This is a genomic window from Streptomyces sp. NPDC006393, assembly GCF_040628575.1.
Taxonomy (GTDB): domain Bacteria; phylum Actinomycetota; class Actinomycetes; order Streptomycetales; family Streptomycetaceae; genus Streptomyces.
The window spans coordinates 1-15,812 of the sequence record NZ_JBEXZD010000069.1; the positions used below are offsets into that span (position 1 = coordinate 1).

At 68.4% G+C, this 15,812-nt stretch carries 14 protein-coding genes and 1 riboswitch; of the genes, 5 read left to right on the forward strand and 9 right to left on the reverse strand.

The annotated features are described in order from the left end of the window. On the reverse strand, positions 1–836 hold an 836-nt coding region (locus ABZ484_RS25135), incomplete at its 3' end, for a hypothetical protein (protein WP_358868212.1). Then, entirely contained in the window at positions 833–1,798 is a 966-nt protein-coding gene (locus ABZ484_RS25140) for a helix-turn-helix domain-containing protein (RefSeq protein WP_358868181.1), read from the reverse strand. The genes ABZ484_RS25140 and ABZ484_RS25135, both read right to left, overlap by 4 nt. Before the next feature lie 93 nt (positions 1,799–1,891). On the opposite strand from ABZ484_RS25140, the gene ABZ484_RS25145 reads away from it, so the two are divergent. Further along, positions 1,892–2,134, forward strand: a complete 243-nt coding sequence (locus ABZ484_RS25145; protein ID WP_358868182.1) for a hypothetical protein — start codon at positions 1,892–1,894, stop codon at positions 2,132–2,134. On the opposite strand, the gene ABZ484_RS25150 is transcribed toward ABZ484_RS25145, so the two are convergent. The 6 genes from ABZ484_RS25150 to ABZ484_RS25175 form a co-directional block, all read right to left on the reverse strand. After that, the gene (locus ABZ484_RS25150) at positions 2,047–3,069 is read right to left on the reverse strand and encodes a ribonucleotide-diphosphate reductase subunit beta (RefSeq protein WP_358868183.1); all 1,023 of its coding nucleotides are present in this window, start codon (positions 3,067–3,069) and stop codon (positions 2,047–2,049) included. The two genes, ABZ484_RS25145 and ABZ484_RS25150, sit on opposite strands and share 88 nt — an antisense overlap. Then, positions 3,069–5,444, reverse strand: a complete 2,376-nt coding sequence (locus ABZ484_RS25155; RefSeq protein ID WP_358868184.1) for a ribonucleoside-diphosphate reductase subunit alpha — start codon at positions 5,442–5,444, stop codon at positions 3,069–3,071. The genes ABZ484_RS25150 and ABZ484_RS25155 overlap by 1 nt, the downstream gene beginning before the upstream one ends. A gap of 146 nt (positions 5,445–5,590) precedes the next feature. Further along, positions 5,591–5,705: riboswitch (cobalamin riboswitch) on the reverse strand. An 87-nt stretch (positions 5,706–5,792) separates the two neighbouring features. After that, positions 5,793–6,299, reverse strand: coding sequence for a GNAT family N-acetyltransferase (locus tag ABZ484_RS25160; RefSeq protein WP_358868185.1), 507 nt, complete (start codon positions 6,297–6,299; stop codon positions 5,793–5,795). A gap of 132 nt (positions 6,300–6,431) precedes the next feature. Beyond that, the gene (gene mctP, locus ABZ484_RS25165; RefSeq protein WP_358868186.1) at positions 6,432–8,060 is read right to left on the reverse strand and encodes a monocarboxylate uptake permease MctP; all 1,629 of its coding nucleotides are present in this window, start codon (positions 8,058–8,060) and stop codon (positions 6,432–6,434) included. Further along, positions 8,057–8,329: a DUF3311 domain-containing protein gene (locus tag ABZ484_RS25170; protein WP_030179114.1), complete on the reverse strand. Its 273-nt coding sequence runs from the start codon at positions 8,327–8,329 to the stop codon at positions 8,057–8,059. Before ABZ484_RS25170 ends, mctP begins: the two co-directional genes overlap by 4 nt. Positions 8,330–8,486: 157 nt before the next feature. Beyond that, positions 8,487–9,251, reverse strand: a complete 765-nt coding sequence (locus ABZ484_RS25175; RefSeq protein ID WP_030179111.1) for a GntR family transcriptional regulator — start codon at positions 9,249–9,251, stop codon at positions 8,487–8,489. A gap of 474 nt (positions 9,252–9,725) precedes the next feature. Here ABZ484_RS25175 and ABZ484_RS25180 point away from each other — a divergent pair, with 474 nt between their 5' ends. The 4 genes from ABZ484_RS25180 (at position 9,726) to ABZ484_RS25195 (ending at position 14,496) form a co-directional block, all read left to right on the forward strand. After that, positions 9,726–11,009 (forward strand): extracellular solute-binding protein, encoded by a 1,284-nt coding sequence (locus ABZ484_RS25180; protein WP_358868187.1) that lies wholly within the window; start codon positions 9,726–9,728, stop codon positions 11,007–11,009. A 125-nt stretch (positions 11,010–11,134) separates the two neighbouring features. Beyond that, positions 11,135–12,121 (forward strand): sugar ABC transporter permease, encoded by a 987-nt coding sequence (locus ABZ484_RS25185; protein ID WP_358868188.1) that lies wholly within the window; start codon positions 11,135–11,137, stop codon positions 12,119–12,121. Continuing rightward, positions 12,118–12,981, forward strand: a complete 864-nt coding sequence (locus ABZ484_RS25190; RefSeq protein WP_358868189.1) for a carbohydrate ABC transporter permease — start codon at positions 12,118–12,120, stop codon at positions 12,979–12,981. The genes ABZ484_RS25185 and ABZ484_RS25190 overlap by 4 nt, the downstream gene beginning before the upstream one ends. Positions 12,982–12,990: 9 nt before the next feature. Next, positions 12,991–14,496 carry a glycoside hydrolase family 3 protein gene (locus tag ABZ484_RS25195; RefSeq protein WP_358868190.1) on the forward strand — a complete coding sequence of 502 codons (1,506 nt, stop codon included), beginning with the start codon at positions 12,991–12,993 and terminating at the stop codon, positions 14,494–14,496. A 425-nt stretch (positions 14,497–14,921) separates the two neighbouring features. On the opposite strand, the gene nagB is transcribed toward ABZ484_RS25195, so the two are convergent. After that, on the reverse strand, positions 14,922–15,707 hold the full coding sequence (gene nagB, locus ABZ484_RS25200) for a glucosamine-6-phosphate deaminase (RefSeq protein WP_358868191.1): 786 nt from the start codon (positions 15,705–15,707) through the stop codon (positions 14,922–14,924). Positions 15,708–15,812 lie beyond the last annotated feature (105 nt).

Sequence of the window (15,812 nt, forward strand, 5' to 3'; positions counted from 1 at the left end):
TTTGATAAAGGTTGCAACTGATTAATCGCTTGTGTAATACGTTCATTCACTTGGTCAACTTGTCTTAAAGCATCTTGAACTTCTTGAACAGTTCGAATTGGCTTGTTAATAATTGCATCGGCTTTTTGACGTGCTTGAGTTAAATCAGGATTAAGAGCTTGCATCGCTTGGTTATAAGCTGTGATACTAGCTGGTCTCATTCCTGTTGTTGTACCAGTTCTATCAAGTTGCTGAACTGCTTGTTGTAAAGCACTTGTATCTGCAGTTAAATCCGATTTGGCTTGATTTAATGCTGTTAATGCTTTATCTACATTTTGTTTTTGTTCTGCAATTTGTTGTGCTGTGGCATCACCATTATCAATGACTTGTTGTGCTTTTGTGATTTCAGATTGAGCAGCTTGTCGTTTCGCATTGTAATTATCAATACTTTGTTGTGTCATACCATCTAATGATGGTTGTTGATCTATAGATGCTTGCAAGTCATTTTTAGCTTGAACTAATTCATGATTGTCAGCTTTATTTTGAAGTAATGCTTTGGCTTGATCAATTTTTGCTTGAGCAGCTTGAACAGTGTTTAATGCTTGTGTCACTTGTTCAGGTGAAGCGAATTGATCTTGAATGACTTGGTCTGCTTGAGTAATGGCAGTATTGATTTCACTTTGAGCATTTGTCATCGCATTATTAAACTGCGTGATACTTGCTGGTGTTTTACCATCAGTACTGATTGGATCATCTAAGTGATTTACCGCTGCCGGCCCGCCGACCGGCCGACGGCCTGCCGACCGGCCGCCGGCCCGCCGATCGGCCGGGCGCCCGCCCAGGACGGTGGGGTTCAGGCGGCCTGAGGGCCCCTGAACGCGCGCCGGTAGGCGTTCGGGGTGGTGCCCAGCGCCCGCACGAACTGGTGCCGCAGGGCCGCCGCCGTCCCGAACCCGGTCCGGTCCGCGATCGCGTCCATCGTCTCGTCCGTCGCCTCCAGCAGGTGCTGCGCCAGCAGCACCCGCTGACGCAGGATCCAGCGGTAGGGAGTCGTGCCCGTCTCCTGCTGGAAGCGGCGGGCGAAGGTGCGCGGCGACATATGGGCGCGGGCGGCCAGCTGTTCGACGGTGACCTCCTGGTCGAGGTGCTGCTCCATCCACACCAGCACCTCGCCGACGGTGTCGCACGGCGACTTCGGCAGCGGACGCTCGATGTACTGCGCCTGGCCGCCGTCCCGGTGCGGCGGCACCACCATCCGCCGGGCGATCTTGTTGGCCACCTCCGGCCCCTGCTCCTTGCGCACGATGTGCAGACAGGCGTCGATGCCGGCGGCCGTCCCCGCGGAGGTGATCACCGGGTCCTCGTCGACGTAGAGCACGTCCGGCTCGACGGTCGCGCGCGGATACTGCCGGGCCAGCTCCGCCGCATGGTGCCAGTGCACCGCGCACCGCCGCCCCTCCAGCAGCCCGGCCGCGCCCAGCACGAAGACCCCCGAGCACACGCTCAGCACCCGCGCGCCCCGGTCCACGGCGCGCCGCAGGGAGTCCAGCAGCTCGGGCGGGTACTCCCTGCGGGCGTAGTCGCTCCCGGCGGGCACCGCGATGAGGTCCGCCTCGTCGAGCCGGTCGAGTCCGTAGGGCGTGCTGACGCTCAGGCCGCCCACATGGGTGCCCAGCGCCGGGCCCTCCGCCGAGACCACCGCGAAGTCGTACACCGGGAGCCCCTCGTCGCTGCGGTCGATGCCGAAGACCTCGCAGACGACGCCGAGCTCGAAGGGATGCACGCCGTCCAGCAGGACGGCGGCCACGTTCTGCAGCATGTCCCCAGTGTGCCTCGCCAGTGGCAGGAATTTGAAGGTGTACGGCAGTCCTGCCACTGACGGTAAGGAGTGTGCGGCGCGACAGTGGTGTCCATGAACGGAAACCAGATCGAAGGCCTGATCGGAATGACCGCCACCCTGGGGATCCTGGTCCTCCTGATCCTCCCCTCAGTGCTCGGCATCGTGCGCGAACGGCGCATCGACCGGCAGATCAGGGAGGCCCAGGAGGCCCGCGCGGAGAAGGAGGCTCAGAAGTCCTCGTCCAGGTCGACGGTGCCCTCCACCGCCACCTGGTACGCCGAGGGACGCCGCTCGAAGAAGTTGGTGAGCTCCTGAACCCCCTGGAGCTCCATGAAGGAGAAGGGGTTCTCCGAGCCGTACACCGGAGCGAAGCCGAGCCTCGCCAGCCGCTGGTCGGCCACGCACTCCAGGTACTGCCGCATCGAGTCGGTGTTCATCCCCGGGAGGCCGTCACCGCACAGGTCGCGCGCGAACTGAAGCTCGGCCTCGACGGCCTCCCGCAGCATGTCGGTGACCTGCCGCCCGAGCTCGTCGTCGAAGAGGTCCGGCTCCTCCTTGCGGACGGTGTCCACCACGTCGAAGGCGAACGACATGTGCATCGTCTCGTCGCGGAACACCCAGTTGGTGCCGGTGGCCAGGCCGTGCAGCAGGCCCCGGCTGCGGAACCAGTAGACGTACGCGAAGGCGCCGTAGAAGAACAGGCCCTCGATGCAGGCGGCGAAGCAGATCAGGTTGAGCAGGAAGCGCCGGCGGTCGGCCCTGGTCTCCAGGCGCTCGAGCTTCTCGACCTCGTTGATCCACTTGAAGCAGAACCCGGCCTTCTCTCGGATGGAGGGGATGTTCTCGACGGCCGCGAAGGCGGCGGCGCGGTCGTCCGGGTCGGGCAGGTAGGTGTCCAGCAGCGTCAGGTAGAACTGGACGTGCACGGCCTCCTCGAACAGCTGCCGGCTCAGATAGAGCCGCGCCTCCGGCGAGTTGATGTGCTTGTACAGCGTCAGCACCAGGTTGTTGGCGACGATCGAGTCACCGGTCGCGAAGAAGGCGACCAGGCGGCCGATCAGATGCTGCTCGGCGGGCGTGAGCTTCGCGAGGTCGGCGACGTCCGAGTGCAGGTCGACCTCCTCCACCGTCCAGGTGTTCTTGATGGCGTCCCGGTAGCGCTCGTAGAAGTCGGGGTAGCGCATCGGGCGGAGCGTCAGCTCGAAGCCGGGATCGAGGAGGTTCTTGGGGCGGTCGGTGGTGCTGGTCATCACTGGCAGGCCTCGCAGGACTCGGGGTTCTCAAGGGAGCAGGCGACCGCATCGGGGTCGGCGACCTGCTGGACGGGGACGGTGGCGGTGGCGCGGGCCGCGCGGGCGATGCGGGTGGCCGGGCGGGAGCGCAGGTAGTACGTGGTCTTCAGGCCCTGCTTCCAGGCGTAGGCGTACATCGAGGAGAGCTTGCCGATGGTCGGCGTCTCCATGAACAGGTTCAGCGACTGCGCCTGGTCCAGGAACGGGGTCCGGGCCGCCGCCATGTCGATCAGTCCGCGCTGCGGGATCTCCCACGCGGTGCGGTACAGGCTCCGTACCTCCTCGGGGATCCAGGCGAAGTCCTGCACCGAGCCGTTCGCCTCGCGCAGCGCCTCGCGGGTGCGGGCGTCCCAGACGCCGAGCTCCTTCAGTTCGTGCACCAGGTAGGAGTTGACCTGGAGGAACTCACCCGACAGCGTCTCGCGCTTGAACAGGTTGGAGACCTGCGGCTCGATGCACTCGTAGGCGCCCGCGATGGACGCGATGGTGGCGGTGGGCGCGATGGCCAGAAGCAGCGCGTTGCGCATGCCGACGGCGGCGACGCGCTCGCGCAGGGCGGCCCAGCGCTCCGGCCACGCGAACTCGACGCCGTAGTGGTCGGGGTGCAGCACGCCCCGGGCGGCGCGGGTCTTCTCCCAGGCGGGCAGCGGGCCGTTGCGCTCGGCCAGGCCGGCGGACGCCTCGTACGCGGCGAGCATGATCCGCTCGGCGATGCGGGTGGACAGGGCCTTGGCCTCGGCGGAGTCGAAGGGCAGGCGCAGCTTGAAGAAGACGTCCTGAAGGCCCATGGCACCGAGGCCGACGGGCCGCCACCTGGCGTTGGAGCGGCCCGCCTGCTCGGTCGGGTAGAAGTTGATGTCGACCACGCGGTCCAGGAAGGTGACGGCGGTGCGGACCGTCTCGTCCAGGCGCTCCCAGTCGAGATCGTTGGTCGCCTTGTCGACAAAGGCACCCAGATTGACGGACCCCAGGTTGCAGACCGCCGTCTCCCCGTCGTCGGTGACCTCCAGGATCTCCGTGCAGAGGTTGGAGGAGTGGACGACATGGCCCGGGGTCGCCGTCTGGTTCGCCGTGCGGTTGGCGGCGTCCTTGAAGGTCATCCAGCCGTTGCCGGTCTGCGCCAGGGTGCGCATCATCCGGCCGTACAGGTCCCGGGCGGGCATGGTCTTCTTCGCCAGCCCGGCCGCCTCCGCCCTGCGGTACGCGGCGTCGAACTCCGCGCCCCACAGGTCCACCAGCTCCGGCACGTCCGACGGGGAGAACAGCGACCACTGCTCGTCGGCGTTCACCCGGCGCATGAACTCGTCCGGGACCCAGTGGGCGAGGTTGAGGTTGTGGGTGCGGCGGGCGTCCTCGCCGGTGTTGTCGCGCAGCTCCAGGAACTCCTCGATGTCGGAGTGCCAGGTCTCCAGGTAGACCGCCGCCGCGCCCTTGCGCCGGCCGCCCTGGTTCACGGCGGCCACCGAGGCGTCCAGGGTCTTCAGGAACGGCACGATGCCGTTGGAGTGCCCGTTGGTGCCGCGGATCAGCGAACCCCGCGAGCGGATGCGGGAGTAGGCGATGCCGATGCCGCCGGCGTGCTTGGACAGACGCGCGACCTGGTGGTAGCGCTCGTAGATGCTGTCCAGCTCGTCCTTCGGGGAGTCGAGCAGGTAGCAGGACGACATCTGGGGGTGCCGGGTGCCGGAGTTGAAGAGCGTGGGGGAGGAGGGGAGGTAGTCCAGGCGGCTCATGAGCCCGTAGAGCGCCGCGACTTCGTCCAGCGACCGTGCGGTGTCGTCCTCGGCCAGACCGCTCGCGACCCGCAGCATGAAGTGCTGGGGCGTCTCGATCACCCTGCGGGTGAGCGGGTGGCGCAGCAGATAGCGGCTGTGCAGGGTGCGCAGGCCGAAGTAGCCGAAGCGGTCGTCGGCGGCCGGGTCGACCAGGGTGTCCAGGCGCTCGGCGTGCAGGCGTACGAACGCGGCGGTCCGGTCGGCGATCAGCCCCTCGCGGTGGCCTGTGGCGACGGACCCGGTGAAGGACGTGACGCCCTGCGAGGCGGCCTCGGCGCGGATGCTGAGGGTCAGCAGCCGGGCGGCCAGCCGCGAGTAGGCGGGGTCCTCGGAGATGAGCCCCGCGGCGGCCTCGGTGGCCAGTTCCCGCAGCTCCGCCTCGTCGGCGTGCGCCGAACGGCCGCGCAGCGCGGCGGCGGCCACCCGGCCCGGGTCGGCGTCGGGGAGGTCGGCGGTCAGCTCGGTCAGGGTCCGCAGCAGCGCGGCACCGGGACCTTCGGCCTCCAGGCCAGTGATGGAACCTGTCGCTGAAGCCGGATCGGCTGGCGCGATGGTCACGTGGGGCTCTCCCTCGCTCGGCACGGGGCCTCATGGAGGGCAGGGGGCAGCAGCACACGAGCGCACGCGGCGCCGCGTCCACTTGCCCATTCCGCGAGGCCCGGACGTCAGGCACCCGGACCGGACGGCCGGGCGCACTGTCGGCAGGTCCTCGGACTGACGCTCGTACGACGGCACACGGGCAGCCGGAGATGACGGCATGCGGGCATACGCGGACGAGTACACCGTTGCGGGACAGTTCCGGATTCGCACCGGATTCCCCTGCGGCGACAGCGAGCATGAGCATACATCTTGTGCCGGGTGGGAGGGCCACCCCCATATGTTGTGTCGTGGCGACTGCGGAGCGTGTCAGAGCGTCAACTCGTAGGTGAGCAGCGTGATGTCGTCGAGGTGCGGGAGCGGGTTCCAGTCGCGCTCGGGGCTGCGGACGAAGCCCAGGCGTTCGTAGATGCGATGAGCGGCGTGCATGGTGCGCTGGGTGGACAGCACCAGGCGGACACAGCCCTCGGTGGCCCGTGCCCGGTCCAGACAGGCCCGCACCAGGGCCTCGCCGGCGCCCCGGCCGCGCGCGGCCCGCGCGACCGCCAGCATCCGTATCTCGGCCTCGCCGGACCTCGCGATGTCGGCCATGGGGCCGCCGGAGGGCACGAAGGTGACCCCGCCGAGCACCCCGCCCTCCGCGACGGCCACCAGCACCTCGGCGGCGGCGGCCCGCTTGGCCACGTCCCTCAGTTCGCCGAGGTACTCGTCGCTCTCCCCGAAGTCGAGCAGCCCGTCGCCCAGATAGGCCTGGGCGGTGATCTCACCGAGGGTGCTGTACTCGCCGGGCTCCGCCGGCCTGATCACGATGTCCATGCGGCCGAGTGTGCACGACGGGTACGACAACGGGCCGCCGGATTTCTCCGGCGGCCCGCTGAGAGGCGCTGCGGCCTGGTGAGAGGCGTACGTCGGACGGCCCGGTGAGGGGCGTACGTCACAGGCGTTCGGTCAGTGCGCGCTGCCCGCCGTGGCCGGCGGCAGCTCCACCGCGACCCCCGGCTCGCCCGCGTCCGCCGTGTAGTCCTCCGGTCTGGTCTCGTCGACGCCCTCGGGAGCCTTGACGGCCCTCAGGACGAAGGTCAGGACCACCGCGACGACCACGTTCAGCACGAACGCCGTCATGCCGATGTAGCCGATCTCGCCGATGCCCGGGATCTCCTTGGCCGAGCCGCCGAAGTGCTTCTGCGTCGGCGAGGCGACCCCGTAGGCCGCGACCGTGCCGTAGACCATGCCGACCGCCCAGCCGGCGAGCAGCGCCCAGCGGTGGAACCAGCGGGTGAACAGGCCGCCGACCAGGGCCGGGAAGGTCTGCAGGATCCAGATGCCGCCGAGCAGCTGGAAGTTGATGGCGACCGTCTTGTCCATGGTCAGGACGAAGACCAGCGCGCCCACCTTCACCAGCAGCGACACGATCTTGGAGACCCGGGTCTCCTCCTGCGCCGTCGCGTTCGGCTTGATGAAGTCCTTGTAGATGTTGCGGGTGAACAGGTTCGCGGCCGCGATCGACATGATGGCCGCGGGCACCAGCGCGCCGATGCCGATCGCCGCGAAGGCGATCCCGGCGAACCAGTCCGGGAACATGTTCTCGAACAGCTGCGGAATGGCCAGCTGGCCGTTCTGCACCTTCACGCCCGCCGCGATCGCCATGAAGCCCAGCAGCGCGAGCAGGCCCAGCATCAGCGAGTACAGCGGCAGGATCGTGGTGTTGCGGCGGATCACCTCACGGCTGCGCGAGGACAGCGTCGCGGTGATCGAGTGCGGGTACATGAACAGCGCGAGCGCGGAGCCCAGGGCCAGCGTGGCGTAGGTCCACTGGCCCGCCTCGGGCGGGGCGAGGGCGCCGCGCGGCTTGCCGGTGGCCGGGTTGACCTGGCTGAACGCGTCGCCCGCCTTCGCGAAGATGTCGTCGAACCCGCCCAGCTTGATCGGGATGTAGATGATCGCGACCGCGATGACGATGTAGATGAGCGCGTCCTTCACGAACGCGATCAGCGCCGGAGCGCGCAGACCCGACGAGTAGGTGTACGCCGCCAGCACGCCGAAGGCGATCAGCAGCGGCAGGTCCTTCACGAACCAGTTGGTGTTCTCGCCGCCGCCGACGCCCATCACGTCCAGCACGGCCTGGATGCCGACGAGCTGGAGGGCGATGTACGGCATCGTCGCCAGGATGCCGGTGAGCGCCACGGCCAGCGACAGGCCCTTGGAGCCGAACCGGCCGCGCACGAAGTCCGAGGTCGTCACGTACCCGTGCTTGTGCGAGACCGACCACAGGCGGGGCAGGAAGGTGAAGATCAGCGGGTAGACCAGGATCGTGTACGGCACCGCGAAGAAGCCGGCCGCGCCGGTCGCGTAGATCGCCGCCGGTACGGCCACGAAGGTGTACGCCGTGTACAGGTCGCCGCCGAGCAGGAACCAGGTGATCCAGGTGCCGAACGACCGGCCGCCCAGGCCCCACTCGTCGAGGCTGTGCTCGTTCTCGGCCCGGCGCCAGCGGGCGGCGAGGAAGCCCATGACGGTGACCAGGACGAAGAAGAAGATGCAGACGCCGAGCGCGACGCCGTTCACGCCGTCCTTCATTCCGCCGCACCGCCCTTCGCGGGAGCACCCGTCCTACGGCTGCGCTGGTCGTGCTGCCAGAGCCGGTAGGCGATCATCGTCAGTGCGGTGGAGATGATCACCCACAGCATCTGATACCAGTAGAAAAACGGGATGCCGATGAACGTGGGATCCGTCTTGGCGTACGAACCGACCCACAGCATCGCCACGAACGGCGCGACGAGGCAGAGCCCGATGACGACCCGTATGGGTGTCACCGTCCCTCTGCCGACTTCTGGGGCATCTGACATGTGCGGCTCCGTCCCCTCGCTGAGCACCGTGATCGTTCGCTGATCACCCGTGTAATGCGCAGGCAATCTAGGTCACGGTGGCGCGATGCGGAACCCCTTGTCCGTATAACGGTTAGGGGTCGGCCCGCGGGCCGACCGCCAGGTCAGGCCGCCGGCATCAGTCCGCGGGCCGCTTCAGGCGTGCCACGAACTTGTAGCGGTCCCCGCGGTAGACCGAGCGCACCCACTCCACGGGCTGGCCCGTCCGGTCCAGGGAGTGGCGGGAGAGCAGCAGCATCGGCAGGCCCACGTCGGTGCCGAGCAGGCCCGCCTCGCGCGGCGTGGCCAGGGAGGTCTCGATGGTCTCCTCGGCCTCGGCGAGGTGGACGTCGTAGACCTCGGCGAGGGCGGTGTAGAGGGAGGTGTACTTCACCAGGCTGCGGCGCAGCGCCGGGAAGCGCTTGGCCGACAGGTGGGTGGTCTCGATGGCCATGGGCTCGCCGTTGGCCATGCGCAGCCGCTCGATGCGCAGCACGCGCCCGCCGGCGGTGATGTCGAGCAGGTCCGCGAGGCGGTCGTCGGCGGTGATGTAGCCGATGTCGAGGAGCTGCGAGGTCGGCTCCAGGCCCTGGGCGCGCATGTCCTCGGTGTACGAGGTCAGTTGCAGCGCCTGGGACACCTTGGGCTTGGCGACGAAGGTGCCCTTGCCCTGGATGCGCTCCAGCCGGCCCTCGACCACCAGTTCCTGCAGCGCCTGGCGCACCGTCGTGCGCGAGGTGTCGAACTCGGCCGCCAGTGTCCGCTCGGGCGGGACCGGCGTCCCGGGCGCCTGCGTCTGGGTCATGTCGAGCAGGTGCTTCTTCAGGCGGTAGTACTTGGGCACGCGCGCGGTACGGACGGTCGCCCCACCCTCGTTCTCCGCACTGCTGACGTCGGTGCTCATGCTCTGCCTTCCCGGCTCCAGTGCCGAAGCGACCGACATCCCATCGGCCACGGCTCACATCGTGGCACGGCTTCGTGTGTCGGGTGGCCACCCGCACGCTCCGTGATCTCCTCTGTATACCGTCGTGACCCCCGCTGGTCTAGTCCATCTTCCGTCGGGTGGGGCGGTGGTTCACGCGAACCGGCGTACGGAGAAGCGGAGATGGCTCCCCGTGGTCCACCGCCGAACGAGAGGAATCGCGGCATCCGTTTGACCGGATGAGCAATGAAAGGTCCCTGCATATCGCGGTCCCATAACGGACCAGCTGAGCGGGTCGGCGCACCCTTGACAGCCCTATTGGTCTGGGCCAAGCTCCCCCTACTGGTCTACACCATTGGTCCAGGTCCCGGCCCCAAGGGCGGTGTGCGCTGACGCTCGACCGTCGCTCAACCGCGGGGAGGCAGGGGGGTTTGTGGCATCCCTGAGGAGGGTGGCGTGAAGCGCAAGCTGGTTGCCGCGATCGGTATCGCGGGCATGATGGTTTCCATCGCCGCGTGCGGGAGTGACAAGAAGGACGGGGGCTCCGACAAGGGGGCGGACGCCAAGGAGCTGACCGTCTGGCTCACCGTCGACGCTCAGAACAACTGGCCGGAGCTGGTCAAGGCGGCCGACGACGCGGTGACGAAGAAGCACCCCGGCCTGAAGATCAAGCACGAGTACTACGGCTGGCCGGACAAGAACACCAAGCTGGACGCGGTCCTCGCCACCGACAAGGCCCCCGACGTGGTCGAGATGGGCAACACCGAGATGCTCGGGTACATGGTCAAGGGCGCCTTCGCTCCGGTCGACCCGGCGAAGTTCGACAACGCCTCCGCCTGGCTCGACGGCCTCAAGGCCTCCGTGACCTACGACGGCAAGACCTACGGCGTCCCCTACTACGCGGGTGGCCGTGTCGCCAACTGGCGCAAGGACGTCTTCACCGCGGCCGGCGTCAAGTCGACGCCGAAGACCTACCAGGAGCTCACCGCCGACCTGGACAAGGTCCAGAAGAAGCAGGGCGACAAGTTCAACGCCTGGTACCAGCCCACCCGCGACTGGTACGCGGCCATGTCCTTCGTCTTCGACGCCGGCGGCTCCATCGCCAAGCAGGAGGGCGGTCAGTGGAAGGCCAGCCTCTCCTCGCCCGAGTCGATCAAGGGTCTGACCGAGTTCAAGAACGTGATCGACAAGTACATGCACGGCGACAAGACCAAGGACGAGTCCGACCGTTACATCGTCTACGGCCAGGGCAAGTCCGGCATGATCTTCGGCGCCGCGTGGGAGGGTGCGACCGCCGCCGACCCGAAGAACGACAAGACCGGCAAGCTCAAGGACAACAACGAGAACTTCGTGATGCCCGGCCCGTCCGGCAAGAACATGCCGGTGTTCCTGGGCGGCAGCGACCTCGCCATCCCGGTGAAGTCCAAGGCGCAGGGGCTGGCCGCCGAGTGGATCAACGCCTTCACCGGCCCCTCCGGCCAGAAGGGTCTGATCGCCAAGGGCAACCTGCCCAACAACAAGACCGACCTCGCGACGCTGAAGAACGACCCGAAGACCGCCGTCCCGGCCACCGCCGCCGAGTCCAACTGGTTCGTCCCGATGGCCCCGGGCTGGGGCCAGGTCGAGAAGGCCCAGGTGCTGCAGACCATGCTGCAGAACATCGGCACCGGCAAGAAGTCGGTCCAGGACGCCGCCAAGGAAGCGGACGCCGCGATCGACAAGGTCATCAACACGAAGTGACCGGCGCAGGGTTCCGCCACCGGGCGGGGCCCTGCCACGCGCACGGTCGCGCAGGGGTCCGGCTCCCGCGCGGCCGTGCAGGGCTATGCCTTTGTACGACCTGAGGGACCGCTGAGGAGCGCGCGATGAGTGCCGCAGACACGACCACCCCCGCCAAGGCGCCGCCACCGCGGCAGGCGCCGCCACCGGCCGTCCCGGGCCGGCCACGCAGAGAGCGGACAGCGGGCGGGGCGGCGACCCCCTGGCTGCTGCTCGCGCCCTGCCTGCTGATCCTGGCCCTCGTCATGGCCTATCCGCTGGCGCGACTGGTCATGCTGTCCTTCCAGAAGTTCGGCCAGCCGCAGCTGTGGGGTTTCCAGTCGCCCGACTGGGTCGGCTTCTCCAACTTCACGGGCGTGCTCACCGACGGCGAGTTCTGGTCCGTCGTGTTGCGCACGGTCGTCTTCGCCGCCGCCTGCGTGGTCCTCACCATGGTCGGCGGCATGGCGCTCGCGCTGCTGCTGCAGCGGGTCTCGGGCTGGATGAAGACCCTGATCAACATCGTGCTGGTGGCCAGCTGGGGCATGCCCGTCATCGTGGCCACCACCGTCTTCAAGTGGCTCTTCGACTCCGACTACGGCGTCTTCAACGCGTTGCTCAGCAAGCTGCCGGGTATCGACATGGTCGGCCACAACTGGTTCGCCAGCGGCCCCGAAGGCCTGGCCGTGATCACGCTGCTGGTGGTCTGGGGCGCGGTGCCCTTCGTGGTCATCACGCTCAGTGCGGGTCTGACCCAGGTGCCCAAGGAGCTCGAGGAGGCCGCGCGGCTGGACGGTGCGGGTTCGTGGGGCGTCTTCCGCCACGTCACCCTGCCCGTCCTCAAGCCGATCATCGTGATGCTCACGACCCTGTCGGTGATCTGGGACATGGGCGTCTTCCCCCAGGTGTTCGTCATGCGCAACGGCCACCCCGAGGCGGAGTTCCAGATCCTCAACACCTACTCCTACGACCGGGCCTTCGTGGTCAACGACTACGCGCAGGGCTCGGCGATCGCCCTGATCACCGTGTTGCTGCTGCTGGGCGTGGTCGCCGTCTACATGCGCCAGATGCTGAAGATCGGAGAAGTCGAATGAGCAGCATGAGCGGCACGGGTACCGCCGCCACTCCGGTCCGCCGCCGCACGTCGAAGCTCGGCTGGAACCTGCTCGGCCTTCTCGTCTTCCTCGTCGCCGGCTTCCCCCTCTACTGGATGCTCAACACGGCGTTCAAGCCGGCCAACGACGCCATCGACCCGGACCCGAGCCTGCTGCCGACCGGGATCACCCTGGACAACTTCAAGCGCGCACTGGACATCGCCGACTTCTGGGGCCCGGTCGGCCGCAGCCTGATCGTGTCGCTGTCGGTGGTGGTGATCGGCATGGTGGTCGGCACGCTGGCCGCACTTGCCATCTCCCGGTTCGCCTTCCGCGGCCGCAAGATCGTGATCGTGGGCATCCTGGCGGTGCAGATGGTGCCGCTGGTCGCCATGATCATCCCGGTCTTCCTGCTGCTGAACGACCTGGGCCAGTACGACAAGCTGACCGGCCTGATCATCACCTACCTGACCTTCATCCTCCCCTTCACGGTGTGGACGCTGCGCGGTTTCATCGTCAACATCCCCAAGGAGCTGGAGGAGGCGGCCATGGTCGACGGGTGCTCCCGCACCGGCGCCTTCATCCGGGTGGTCTTCCCGCTGCTCGCCCCCGGCATGGTCGCCACCTCGGTCTACGGCTTCATCCAGGCCTGGAACGAGTACATCTACGCCCTGATGCTGCTGAGCCAGGAAAACCAGACCGCCACCGTCTGGCTCGGCAACTTCACCACCAAGCACGGCACCGAGTACGCCCCGATGATGGCCGGAGCCACCATGATGGCCGTCCCCATCGTCGTCCTGTTCCTCCTCGTCCAGCGCAAGATGGCCGCGGGCCTGACCGCGGGCGCCGTGAAGGGATAACGCCACCAGATGACGACAACCGCCAGCGGCACCACTGCGTCCCATGGCAAGAAGGACGACGTCACGCGCGACGCGCTGACGGTCCTCCAGCCCGGCTTCACCGGCACCACCGCCCCCGACTGGCTGCTGCGGCGCCTCGGCGAGGGCCTGGCCTCGGTCGGCCTGTTCGGCCGCAACATCACCTCCCCCGAACAACTGGCGGAGCTGACCGCCCAGTTGCGCGCCGAGCGCGAGGACGTCCTGGTCGCCATCGACGAGGAGGGCGGCGACGTCACCCGCCTGGAGGTGCGCACGGGCTCCAGCTTCCCCGGCAACCACGCACTCGGTGCGGTGGACGACGTGGAGCTGACCCGGGCCGTGGCCCACGAACTCGGCAGGCGGCTCGCCGAGTGCGGGGTCGACTTCAACTGGGCGCCCTCGGCCGACATCAACTCCAACCCGGACAACCCGGTCATCGGCGTCCGCTCCTTCGGCGCCTCCACCGAGCTGGCCGCGCGGCACACCGCCGCCTACGTCACCGGCCTTCAGTCCGCGGGCGTCGCCGCCTGCACCAAGCACTTCCCCGGCCACGGCGACACCGCGGTCGACTCCCACCACGCACTGCCCCGCATCGACGTGGACACCGATGTGCTCCAGGCGCGCGAACTGGCCCCGTTCCGCGCGGCGATCGCCGCCGGCACCAAGGCGGTGATGAGCGCCCACATCCTGGTCCCCGCGCTGGACCCGGACCGCCCGGGCACCCTGTCCCACCGAGTGCTCACGGAGCTGCTGCGCGGCGAGATGGGCTACGACGGCCTGATCGTCACCGACGGCATGGAGATGCGGGCCATCGCGGACACCTACGGCATCGAGCGGGGCAGCGTCCTCGCCATCGCCGCCGGCGCCGACGCGATCTGCGTGGGCGGCGGCCTCGCGGACGAGGGGATCGTACGCAGCCTGTGCGACGCCCTGGTCGCGGCGGTCCGCTCCGGCGAACTCCCCGAGGAACGGCTCGCGGACGCGGCCGAACGGGTGCGCTCCCTGGCCCGCTGGACCACGACCGCCACGACGGCGTCGCGGGCCGCCGCCGACGCGGAGGTCGGGCTGCGGGCCGCCCGCCGCGCGCTGCGGGTCACCGTCACCGAGTCCTTCACCCCCCTCACCGAGCCGCCCTACGTCGCCGCCCTCACCCCCGTCGCCAACATCGCCGTCGGCGACGAGACCCCGTGGGGCGTGGCCGCGGAGCTCTTCCGTCTCCTGCCCGGCACGGAGACCGGCAGCTTCACCGGTGACGACGCGGGCCGTGCGGTCCTGGAGGCGGCCGGCGCCCGGCGCGTGGTGGCCGTCGTCCGCGACGAGCACCGCCACCCCTGGATGGCGTCCGCCCTCGATGTGGTCCTCAAGGCCCGCCCCGACACGATCGTCGTCGAGATGGGCGTCCCCCAGGCAACCCCCCGAGGAGCCCTCCACCTGGCCACCCACGGCGCCGCCCGCGTCTGCGGCCGGGCGGCGGCCGAGGTGATCGCGGGCGCATGACCGGACACCACCGCGACCCGTGACAGCGTTGTCGCGGTGGTCCCACCGGCCGGCTCCACGACTGCGGCGGCGTGACGCGGGACCTGCGGCTGCCCCTGGTCGCGTCGGATCGCGTCGCCGCGCGGGACCGGGCCCGTCGCTGCCGCGATGCGGCATCGGTCGTTGGTCGCTGCCGCGGCACGGCAGGGTACGGCGGGCACGGGCTGGTCGCTGCCAGGGGAGTGGCGTCATCGGCCTCGTCGCTGCCGCGAGGGCGGCCCCTGGCCCCGGGATGCTGCCGCGGCACGGCGCCCGTCCGGTCGTCGGCAGCCGTCGCACCTGTCCGGTCGCTGCCGCGGCACTCCTCGGTCGGCCTCTACGGCGAAGGCGCCGGTCACCCCCTCCGGATGGCCGGCGCCTTCGCGCTTCATGTGTGCACGAGGACGCTAGATGCCCTGCCACTCCGGCTTGTTGGCGTAGGTGTGACGGAAGTAGTCGGCGAGCTTCAGCTTGGCGGCGGCGGGTTCGTCGACGACGACCGTGGCGTGCGGGTGCAGCTGGAGGGCGGAGGCCGGGCAGACGGCGGCGACCGGTCCCTCGACGGTCGCGGCCACCGCGTCGGCCTTGCCCTCGCCGGTGGCCAGCAGCACCAGGTGCCGGGCCTCCAGGATGGTTCCGATGCCCTGGGTGATGACGTGGTGCGGCACCTGGTCGACGTCGTCCTCGAAGAAGCGCGCGTTGTCCACGCGGGTCTGCTCGGTCAGCGTCTTGATCCGCGTCCGCGAGGCGAGCGAGGAGCACGGCTCGTTGAAACCGATGTGCCCGTCGGTCCCGATGCCCAGCAGTTGCAGGTCCACGCCGCCGGCCTCGGCCAGCACCCTGTCGTACGCCTCGCACGCCGCCTGCACGTCCTCGGCGGTGCCGTCGGGGCCGAGGAACGCGTCCATCCCGATGCCGAGCGGCTCCAGCACCTCACGGCGCAGGACGGAGCGGTAGGACTCGGGGTGGTCGGCGGGGAGCCCCACGTACTCGTCGAGCTGGGCGATCCGCGCCCGCGAGGTGTCCACGGCACCGGAGCGCACCTTGGCCGCCAGCGCCTCGTAGACGGGCAGCGGGGTGGAACCCGTGGCCACGCCGAGTAGGGCGCCGGGCTTGCGCCGCAGCAGCTGCGCCATGGCCTCGGCGATGAGCTCGCCGCCCGCTCTGGCGTCCGGAACGATGACAACTTCCACGGTGGGCCTGCCGATCTGAGGAGAGCCGAGAAGAGGACCGGGCCCGGTAACGAGGGCCATGTGGTTTAGACCAATCTAGCAGAATGGCCCCTCGCGGCGCTCTCG

Coding starts and splice junctions, on each gene's coding strand:
- ABZ484_RS25150 (WP_358868183.1), bottom strand. CDS start 3,069: ATGACCAGCACCACCGACCGCCCCAAGAACCTCCTCGATCCCGGCTTC.
- ABZ484_RS25185 (WP_358868188.1), top strand. CDS start 11,135: ATGAGTGCCGCAGACACGACCACCCCCGCCAAGGCGCCGCCACCGCGG.
- ABZ484_RS25140 (WP_358868181.1), bottom strand. CDS start 1,798: ATGCTGCAGAACGTGGCCGCCGTCCTGCTGGACGGCGTGCATCCCTTC.
- ABZ484_RS25190 (WP_358868189.1), top strand. CDS start 12,118: ATGAGCAGCATGAGCGGCACGGGTACCGCCGCCACTCCGGTCCGCCGC.
- ABZ484_RS25170 (WP_030179114.1), bottom strand. CDS start 8,329: ATGTCAGATGCCCCAGAAGTCGGCAGAGGGACGGTGACACCCATACGG.
- ABZ484_RS25175 (WP_030179111.1), bottom strand. CDS start 9,251: ATGAGCACCGACGTCAGCAGTGCGGAGAACGAGGGTGGGGCGACCGTC.
- ABZ484_RS25160 (WP_358868185.1), bottom strand. CDS start 6,299: ATGGACATCGTGATCAGGCCGGCGGAGCCCGGCGAGTACAGCACCCTC.
- ABZ484_RS25195 (WP_358868190.1), top strand. CDS start 12,991: ATGACGACAACCGCCAGCGGCACCACTGCGTCCCATGGCAAGAAGGAC.
- mctP (WP_358868186.1), bottom strand. CDS start 8,060: ATGAAGGACGGCGTGAACGGCGTCGCGCTCGGCGTCTGCATCTTCTTC.
- ABZ484_RS25145 (WP_358868182.1), top strand. CDS start 1,892: ATGAACGGAAACCAGATCGAAGGCCTGATCGGAATGACCGCCACCCTG.